Raw genomic sequence first — 8,817 nt, forward strand, 5'->3', positions numbered from 1 at the left:
GCAGGGAACGTCCGATTTTCATACCGCAAATCCGCTTCTTTATAGCCAGATCGGACAACACGGCGCAAAACGGAGGTTGCGGAACGAATTTTGAACACGGTATCTGACAGCAAACTAAAAATTCAAAATCATGACCGTGAAAAAATTACGCTACCTTGCATTCGCACTCACAGCAGTTGCGTTTTGCGCGTGCCAGAAAGAGCCCTCGACATCGAGTCTCCACAAAGATTATCTGGTCTACACCGCTCACGACACCGACGCCGATTTCGCCGCCTTCGACACCTACTACATTCCCGACAGCATCCTGCTGATCGGCTCCGCCGACAAGACGGAATACTGGAAAGACGCCAATGCGCTGGAGATCGTCAATACCGTCGTAGGACGCATGAACGCCGCAGGCTACACCCGTACCGACGACAAAGATGCGGCCAATCTCGGCCTGCAGCTCAGCTATGTGCAGAAAGTGACCTATTTCGTGGGTTACGACTATCCCTACTGGTGGTGGTACTATCCCTATTACTGGACGCCCGGTTACTGGGGCGACTGGGCCGGCTGGCACTATCCCTACAGCGTTTACTACGGATATACGGCCGGTTCGCTGCTCGTGGAGATGATGAATCTCGAAGCCGATCAAGAGAGCGGCAAGAAGCTGCCCGTGATCTGGGACAGCTTCATCGGCGGGCTGCTGACCTCGTCGGAGGAGCTGAACCAGCAGCGCACGGTGGACGCCGTGCAACAGGCTTTCGATCAGTCGCCTTATCTGAAAAAATAATTTAACCGCAAAACACGTCCGATTATGAAAACATCGAAATATCAGGTTCTCAAAACCATCGCACTCTGTGTCGTGCTGCTCGCAGCCGCGCGTACGGGCAAGGCGCAGATTTTCCCCAACTCCTACATCAACGTCGACTGGCAGGTAGGCGTGCCGCTGGGCAGCGCCTATGCCGACAAGGCGTCGGGATGGGGCATGAACTTCGAAGGCGGCTACTTCATCACGCCGTCGGTCTCCGTAGGTCCCTTCATCTCCTACCAGACCAACCTTTCGAGCATTCCGCGCCAGACGCTCGATCTGGGCGACGGCTCGGCCCTGACCGTCAATCAGAAACACGGCTCGTTCCAGCTGCCGTTCGGCGTCACGGGACGCTACACATGGCTTCCGGACAGCGTATTCCAGCCCTATGCGGGTCTGAAGCTGGGCGCCAACTATGCAGAATTCTCGTCCTATTACTACGTAATCAAGCAGTACACCGACACGTGGGGATTCTACCTCTCGCCCGAAATCGGCGTTAGCATCTTCCCGCGTCCGGACTACCGCTTCGGTTTCCACGTGGCGCTCTACTACAGCTACGCCACCAACAGCGGCGATATCCTGACCTACTCGGTAAACAACCTCAACAACTTCGGCATACGCGTCGGTATATCGTTCTGACGCCTCCGGAACACGACGCGAGCAGGCCGGACCCGACGGGTCCGGCCTGTCGTTTTGCGGAGAAACGCATAAAGAGATACGACATAAAAATCCCCCTTTGGAAAGGGGGATTTTCGATATAAGCGCGCAAAACGCATCGTCAGATATTCCGATCAATGCGCTTCGAGCCAGTTGCCGCCCACGCCGTAATCCACCACCAGACGGACTTTGAGCGCGGCGGCGGACTCCATGGCTTCGGTGACGATGGCCACGACGCGCTCCTGCTCGGAGCGGAGCATATCGACGACCAGTTCGTCATGCACCTGCAGGATCACCTTCGAGCGGATGCCTTCAGCGGCGAAACGGCGGTGTACGTTGATCATGGCGATCTTCATGATGTCGGCCGCAGAGCCTTGAATCGGAGCGTTCACGGCGTTTCGCTCGGCAAGGCCGCGGGCGATGGCGTTGTGCGAAGCGATGTCGTTGAGGTAGCGGCGCCGGCCGAAAATCGTCGAGACGAAGCCCTCTTCCTTGGCCTTGGCAACCACATTGTCCATATACTCCTGCACCTTGGGGTAGGATGCGAAATAGCCGTCGATAATCTCTTTGGCCTCCTTGCGGGGAATCTCCAGCCGCTGGCTCAGGCCGAAGGCCGAAATGCCGTAGATGATGCCGAAATTGGCGGTCTTGGCGCGGCGGCGCTCCTCGGAGGTCACTTCGTCGAGGGTTTTGTTGAACAGTTTGGCGGCCGTCGCGGCGTGGATGTCCTCGCCGTGGGCAAAGGCCGCGATCAGCGATTCGTCGCCCGAAAGATGCGCCATCAGCCGCAGTTCGACCTGACTGTAGTCGGCCGAGAGCAGCAGATGCTCCTCGTCGGAGGGGATGAACGCCCTGCGGATGCGGCGGCCCATCTCTTCGCGCACGGGGATATTCTGCAGGTTGGGATTCGTGGACGAAAGGCGCCCCGTAGCGGTAACAGCCTGATTGAAAGAGGTGTGTATACGTCCCGTACGGCGGTTGACCAGCTGGGGCAGCGCCTCGACATAGGTCGAAAGGAGTTTCTTGACACCCCGGTATTCGAGGATCAGATCGACGATGCGGTGTTTGTGCGCAAAAGACTGGAGGTAATCCTCATCGGTGCAGAACTGCTTGGTTTTGGTCATCTTGGGCTTCTCGGCGATGCGCATTTTGCCGAACAGCACCTCGCCCAGCTGACGCGCCGAATTGATGTTGAGCTGCGATTCGCCGGCCTCCTCGCAGATCGCGGCCTCCAGCTCGGCCAGCCTGCGGCTCAGCTCCACGGAATAGACGGCCAGCGCCTCGGAGTCGATCCGCACGCCCGCCATCTCGATGTCGGCCAGCACGGCGATCATCGGCTCCTCGATTTCGAAATAGAGGTGTTGCAGGCCAAGCTCTTCGATCTGCGGATAGAGCGCATGCTTGAGCCGCAGCGTGACGTCGGCGTCCTCGGCGGCGTACTCCTTGACACGCTCGACGTTCACCAGATCCATCGTCAGCTGCTTGGAGCCTTTGCCGATCAGGGTTTCGATCTCGATCGGCTTGTAGTTGAGGTATTTCTCCGCAAGGGCGTTCATGTTGTGACGCGATTCGGGGTCGAGCAGGTAGTGCAGGATCATTGTATCGTACTTGCGGCCCCGGATTTCGAGTCCCAGCTGCCGCAGGACCATCAGGTCGAACTTGATGTTCTGGCCGATCTTGGCGATCCGGTCGTTTTCGAAAAGCGGCCGCACGATTTCGGTGTATTCCGCCGTATTCTCCTCCTTGAAAGGAATGTACCACGCTTCGAAAGGATTCACGGCCAGCGACATGCCGACGATGCGGTCGTTGAAGATGTCGAAGCCCGTCGTCTCGGTGTCGAAGCAGAACTCTTCGTATTTCCCGACTTCGTCCACCACGCCGCGCAACTGCGCGGCGTCCTCCACGAGCCTGTAGTCGTGGGGCGTGGTCTGCGCCGTCTTGAACTGCATCGCTTCGGCTTCGGCCTGCAATTCGGCGGCGGGAACGTCCGTCGCCGCAGGCATCTCCACGACCGGGTCGCCGAAGAGGTTGCCCTGACCGACCAGCGCGGCCCGTTTCGCGGCCGCCGACTTGGCGCGGGCCATCTCGGCCAGCTGCGTCTGCGCCTCCTGCCGGGGACCTTCGGGCAGGGCTTCGGGAGGGGCGAGGTTCGTCAGGTCGTTCATAAACGCCTTGAAATCCAGTTCTGCGAAAACGGCCTTGAGTTCGTCGATATGGGGATCGCAGACCGTAAGGTCCTCAGGCCGGAAGGGAATCGGCACATCGAGACAAATTGTGGTCAGGTGCTTGGCGAGACGCAGTTTATCGCCCCACGCGGCGATTTTCTCGCCCTGCTTGCCCTTGATCTTCGACACGTTGTCGAGGATGTTCTCCACCGTTCCCCACTCCTGCACCAGTTTGCAGGCGCTCTTCTCGCCGATGCCCGGCACACCGGGAATGTTGTCCGAAGCGTCGCCCCACAGCGCGAGGATGTCGCGCACGAGGACCGGATCGTCGATGCCGTACTTCTCGCGGATCGAATCGCGGTCCACGATCTCGATGCTTCCGTCCGCGCCTTTCTGCTTGTAAATCTTACAGTTGTCGCGCACCAGCTGGCCGTAGTCCTTGTCGGGCGTCACCATGAAGACCTCGTAACCGGCTTCGACGCCCTTCTGCGACAGAGTGCCGATCACGTCGTCGGCCTCGTAGCCTTCGACCTCCAGAATCGGAATGCACATCGCCTCCAGCACCCGTTTCACATAAGGAACCGAAAGCAGGATGTCTTCGGGAGTCTCGGCGCGGTTGGCCTTGTACTCCGGAAAAACCTCGCGGCGGAAACTGCCGCCCTTGGGGTCGAACGCCACGCCCAGCAGGTCGGGCCGTTCGCGTTTCTGAATGTCGCGCAGGAACTTGACGAAGCCGAACACCACCGAGGTGTTCATGCCCGCGCGGTTGCGCATCGGACGGCCCAGAAAAGCATAGTAATACTTGAAGATCAACGCATAGGCGTCAACGAGAAAAAGTTTTTTCATATATAAGAAGTCGCGTCAATAATAGTTTCGCATGGATGACGCCGCACGGCCCGGACGGAGCGAAGCGCATACGGCATGTGTTCCGAATGAGACACCTTACCGGTTATCTTCGGCAAACCACTCGGCAAACGAAGTCGCGGTTTCATGCAGGCGGAGCGAATGCAGCTCCACGCCCTCCGGCAGTCGGCGCGAAATGCGGCGGGCGAAATCGCCGAGCATATTCTCGCAGGTCGGCTGGTAGTCCACCGTGACGATATTGCCGAAACGTTCGGCGAGCATGGCCCGCAGCGACGCGTTGCACGGCGTCTGACGCAGGACGAGGGAGTGGTCGAAGTGCGACACGATCTCTTCGTTGACGATGCGCTTCAACACCCCGAAATCCATCACCATCCCGCATTTAGGGTCTCCTTCGCCGGCCGCCGGGCATCCCTTGACGGTCACGAAAAGCCGGTAGGAGTGGCCGTGAATCTCACGGCATGGCCCGTCGTATCCGTCCAGAGCGTGCGCCGCCTCGAAGGAGAACTCTTTTGTCAATCTGATCACTGTCATATGTGCAAAGATATTCATTAAATGCGAAAGGCGGAAAGGATTTCTGATTTTTCAGCGTCCCGCGTCCGCTTCTCCGCCCCCGGACGGAGTAAATCGCAACGGCAGAAGGGTGTTTCCGGCGTTCGCCGGAACGCCGTATCGGGTCGCGCCGTGCCGGACCGATTTTCGGCCGAAACATGCGGTAACAAATTTGCACTTTCAGAAATTATTATTACATTGCAACAATAAAATACTAATAACGAGAAAGATACACCACAGCCCGAACGAACAATCACGCGCTATTTTTCCATAAAAATACGATATTTTTACCAAATACGGTTTTTTAATAACAAATCGAAAGTACATTATCATTCGGGCACTATGTCATCTCGAACACCATCAACAATATTTTATCCCTATTTTTTAACTAAAAACCCCTTATGCTATGAAATTTTGGAAATCCGCGCTTCTCTACGCAGCGACGGTTTGCACACTGACGGCCACCTCTTGTTCCGATGAGACGAAAGAGCCGAAACTGTACACGACTGCCGTAACCGACGACGGCAACGGCACGGCCGAAGCCAACCCCGCGTCGGCCATTCCCGGCGAAACGGTAACCCTGACGGCAACGCCCGCCGAGAACTTCTTCTTCCTGAAATGGACGGTCCTCAGCGGCGGTATCGAACTGGAAAATCCGACGGAAAACCCGACGACGTTCACCCTGCCGGAGGGGGGGGGAATATCGAAATCAGAGCCGAATTCACCGATCTGCTTCCGCTTGCAGCCTCCGAAATCATCGCGTATGACGCAGAGAAAGCGGCCACGGTAACCAGACTGTCCGTCAGCGGCGACCTGACGGACGAGGTAACCGCCGCGATCTTCGACAAATTCCAGAATCTTCTCTTCCTCGAACTCACCGACGCCAAAGCCATTCCCGACAATTTCATGTACGATGCCGGCTCACGCGCACCGAAACAGACCAAACTCGAAGAGCTGAATGCGCCGGAGGTAACGTCGGTAGGCGTAAATGCGTTTCGCAACAGCGTCCTCACCGCCGTCAACAATTCATCGCTCCGCACCGTTCACCTTCCCAAGGTGCAGACCATCGGCGAACGGGCATTCAGCGACCTGTGGACGCTCGAAGAGGCAGGCAGCGCCTTCTTCTACTGCGGAGGTCCGACGAGCATCTCGCTGCCCAAACTCAAGACGGCCGGAGAGTCGTGCTTCGCCTATTCGACCAAACTGACGCAAATCGACATCCCCAACGTGGAAAAGCTGGAGAAGATGGCCATGTACGCCTGCAACGGCCTGCTGAGCTTCAGCGGCGAAAAAGTCGAGTCCGTAGGCGCCCAGTGCTTCGAAAGATGCTATGCCCTCAAGGAGGTTTCGTTCCCCGCGGCCACGGCTTTCGGAAGCGGCTGCTTCATCGACTGCGAATCGCTGACAAAAGTCAATATCCCCCTGTGCACCGCCATCAGCGACAAGATGTTCTTCATCGCGCAGGCCTCCGTCTGCACCTCGACGCTCAAGACGATCGACCTGTCCAATATCACGACCATCGGTACGAGCGCATTCGAAGGGTGCAAGGCGCTCGAAGACGTGGTGGACTTTTCCAAAGTCACGACTGTCGGCGCACGTGCCTTCTACGAATGCATCACGCTCAGGACCGTGGATCTCTCCAACGTCACGGCCACGGGCGATTACGCCTTCTTCAGGTGCTGGGGTTTCACGGGCGAGCTGAACATGCCGAAGCTGACCGCACCCGGCAAATACCTCTTCCGCGAATGCAAGAATATCACCAAGGTGAGCGCTCCGGTATTGGAGAACATGTCCTTATATATGTTCGCCGAATGTACCGCTCTTGCGGACATAGATATGCCCGTACTCAAGAAGGTGGAAAACTTCTCTTTCAACAAATGCGAAGGTTTGACGAAAGTGGATATGCCCACGGTCGAGACCATAATTGCCGGAGGATTCAGCGGTTGTGTAAATATCGCGACGGTCAATCTCCCCAACGTGAAAAGCATCGGTGGAACCGTCTTCAACAACTGCTCGCTCATCACCTCCATTTCCCTTCCGGCGCTTCAGACCTTCACCGGCGGGGCGTTCAGCGGAATGACCGGCCTGACGAGTTATGACGTTCCTCTTTTGGGCACGCTCGAAACGGTCCCCTCGTCGCTGTTCCAGAACTGCAAGAGCCTGACGGCAATCGACCTGCCCGCCGCAAAAGATCTGGGAATGAATGCCATTCGCGGGTGCGACGCTCTGGAGAGCATCTCGCTTCCCAATGTCGAGAAGGTAGGCAACTTCTGTTTCTCCGAAAACCCGAAGCTCAAGGAGGTCGATCTTCCCAAAGCCACCTCGCTCGGAACCAAGGCTTTCGACAAATGCACCGCCCTGACGACCCTGAAGCTGGGTGCGACGACGGCCATCACGCTGGCCAACGACACATTCACCTCGGCCGACGTTCCCGCCGCCTGCAACCTGTTCCTCAACGCGGCGGGCGTGGAATACCCGACCGCCGCCGGGCAGCAATGGAAAAACCTCACTTGGAAATCCATCGCCTCCTACATCCCCTGAGCAGGGGCGGCGTCAGCACGCCGGAGCGCTGTTCCCATGTCTTAGAAAACAGTCGCCGCGCGTACCGACGAACGATTTCCAGATGATCCGCAACGAACCCGTCTCCGAACATGGAGACGGGTTCGTCGTATTTTATTTTCGCCTTCCGGCAGATTAAATCACACGGGGTTTGCGTTTTATATCCGATTAATTCGTATATTTGTTAAAAGTCCCGACATATGAAATATGTTTTAAAAGACCTTGCGCCACGGCCTGAAAAAGACTTGTTCATCACGCAGTACTGGTCCGACAAACAGTCGGATCCGCCGCTGCATTTTCACGAGGACTACATGCTGAGCCTGACCCTGAACGTCAGGGGCACGCGCATCACGGGCCGTACGGCTGACGATTTCACCGAAAAGGACCTGATCATCATTTTTCCGGGCGTTCCGCACTGCTACACGCGCGACGAAGCCTATGCTGACATCGACTGCGAAGCCGTGGCTGTGCAGTTCAGCCGCGACATGCCCAACTGGCAGCTTTTCGAAACCGAGTACCTGCAACCCATTCAGAAGATGCTGAGCCTGCCCGTCGCAGGTCTTCATTTCTCCGAAATGGTGGTGGACCGGGTCCGCGAACGGCTGCTGCAGCTGCCCGGACTGCGGGGATTCGAGTCGGTGGCGCTCTTTCTGGACATACTCAACGACCTCGCCACGGCGGGACCGGACGAAATGCACATTATCGGAACGACGGATTACAAGACGCAGGCCGACGGCAACGAACGCATCAAGAAAATCCTGCAGTTCGTGGAAAACAACTACCACAACAAAATCACGCTCGAAGACATCGGCGCCGAAGTGGGCATGTCCCCTTCGTCGGTATGCCGCTATTTCAAGAAGAACACCTGCCAGAATCTCTGGACCTATATCAACGGGTTTCGCATCGTGCGCGCCGCGCAGATGATCGTGGAGACCGACGCTCCGATTTCGGAAATCAGCACCCGGTGCGGATTCCACAACATCTCGAATTTCAACCACGCCTTCCGCGAGCGCATCGGCTCAGCGCCGGGCGAATACCGGCGCAAATTCGGCTCGACGGTGATTTCACCCGACCGGAAGCAGGTCGAGGAGATAGGCCGCAAACTCGACGATTTACGCAACGGCGGGAGTTTGTCCGAGGGGGGGGAAATCCGCCCTCCGGGACCTCTTCGGAAAACGGGGAGAGGTAATCTGAACCCGCTTTCCCGGTCAAAATAGAAAGCGGGCCCCGCAC

Annotated in this window: 6 protein-coding genes and 1 pseudogene; 5 read left to right on the forward strand and 2 right to left on the reverse strand. The window is 57.3% G+C overall.

What is annotated here, in order from left to right; translation table 11 throughout:
- Positions 1-130: 130 nt before the first annotated feature.
- Both HMPREF9720_RS10685 and HMPREF9720_RS10690 read left to right on the forward strand, forming a co-directional pair.
- Positions 131-772: a DUF4136 domain-containing protein gene (locus tag HMPREF9720_RS10685; protein ID WP_009598340.1), complete on the forward strand. Its 642-nt coding sequence runs from the start codon at positions 131-133 to the stop codon at positions 770-772.
- Positions 773-796: 24 nt separating this feature from the next.
- Entirely contained in the window at positions 797-1,429 is a 633-nt protein-coding gene (locus tag HMPREF9720_RS10690; protein WP_009598337.1) for an outer membrane beta-barrel protein, read from the forward strand.
- A 152-nt stretch (positions 1,430-1,581) separates the two neighbouring features.
- Here the strand turns inward: HMPREF9720_RS10690 and polA are convergent, their stop codons facing one another.
- Both polA and HMPREF9720_RS10700 read right to left on the reverse strand, forming a co-directional pair.
- Positions 1,582-4,458: a DNA polymerase I gene (gene polA / locus HMPREF9720_RS10695; RefSeq protein WP_009598339.1), complete on the reverse strand. Its 2,877-nt coding sequence runs from the start codon at positions 4,456-4,458 to the stop codon at positions 1,582-1,584.
- A gap of 96 nt (positions 4,459-4,554) precedes the next feature.
- On the reverse strand, positions 4,555-5,007 hold the full coding sequence (locus HMPREF9720_RS10700) for a 6-pyruvoyl trahydropterin synthase family protein (RefSeq protein WP_175282410.1): 453 nt from the start codon (positions 5,005-5,007) through the stop codon (positions 4,555-4,557).
- A gap of 424 nt (positions 5,008-5,431) precedes the next feature.
- Here HMPREF9720_RS10700 and HMPREF9720_RS16110 point away from each other — a divergent pair.
- The 3 genes and pseudogenes from HMPREF9720_RS16110 to HMPREF9720_RS10710 all read left to right on the forward strand — a co-directional run.
- Positions 5,432-5,659 (forward strand): annotated as a pseudogene (locus HMPREF9720_RS16110) (InlB B-repeat-containing protein); the annotation flags it as partial.
- Positions 5,644-7,566, forward strand: a complete 1,923-nt coding sequence (locus HMPREF9720_RS10705) for a leucine-rich repeat domain-containing protein (protein ID WP_009598335.1) — start codon at positions 5,644-5,646, stop codon at positions 7,564-7,566. The pseudogene HMPREF9720_RS16110 and the gene HMPREF9720_RS10705, both read left to right, overlap by 16 nt.
- Before the next feature lie 218 nt (positions 7,567-7,784).
- The gene (locus HMPREF9720_RS10710) at positions 7,785-8,801 is read left to right on the forward strand and encodes an AraC family transcriptional regulator (protein WP_009598336.1); all 1,017 of its coding nucleotides are present in this window, start codon (positions 7,785-7,787) and stop codon (positions 8,799-8,801) included.
- Positions 8,802-8,817: the final 16 nt, after the last annotated feature.

Source organism: Alistipes sp. HGB5 (genome assembly GCF_000183485.2).
Lineage (GTDB): Bacteria > Bacteroidota > Bacteroidia > Bacteroidales > Rikenellaceae > Alistipes > Alistipes finegoldii.

Bases quoted from the DNA above. Each gene is read 5' to 3' on its own strand.
- HMPREF9720_RS10700 (WP_175282410.1), bottom strand. From the start codon at position 5,007: ATGACAGTGATCAGATTGACAAAAGAGTTCTCCTTCGAGGCGGCGCAC.
- HMPREF9720_RS10690 (WP_009598337.1), top strand. From the start codon at position 797: ATGAAAACATCGAAATATCAGGTTCTCAAAACCATCGCACTCTGTGTC.
- HMPREF9720_RS10710 (WP_009598336.1), top strand. From the start codon at position 7,785: ATGAAATATGTTTTAAAAGACCTTGCGCCACGGCCTGAAAAAGACTTG.
- polA (WP_009598339.1), bottom strand. From the start codon at position 4,458: ATGAAAAAACTTTTTCTCGTTGACGCCTATGCGTTGATCTTCAAGTAT.
- HMPREF9720_RS10685 (WP_009598340.1), top strand. From the start codon at position 131: ATGACCGTGAAAAAATTACGCTACCTTGCATTCGCACTCACAGCAGTT.
- HMPREF9720_RS10705 (WP_009598335.1), top strand. From the start codon at position 5,644: ATGGACGGTCCTCAGCGGCGGTATCGAACTGGAAAATCCGACGGAAAA.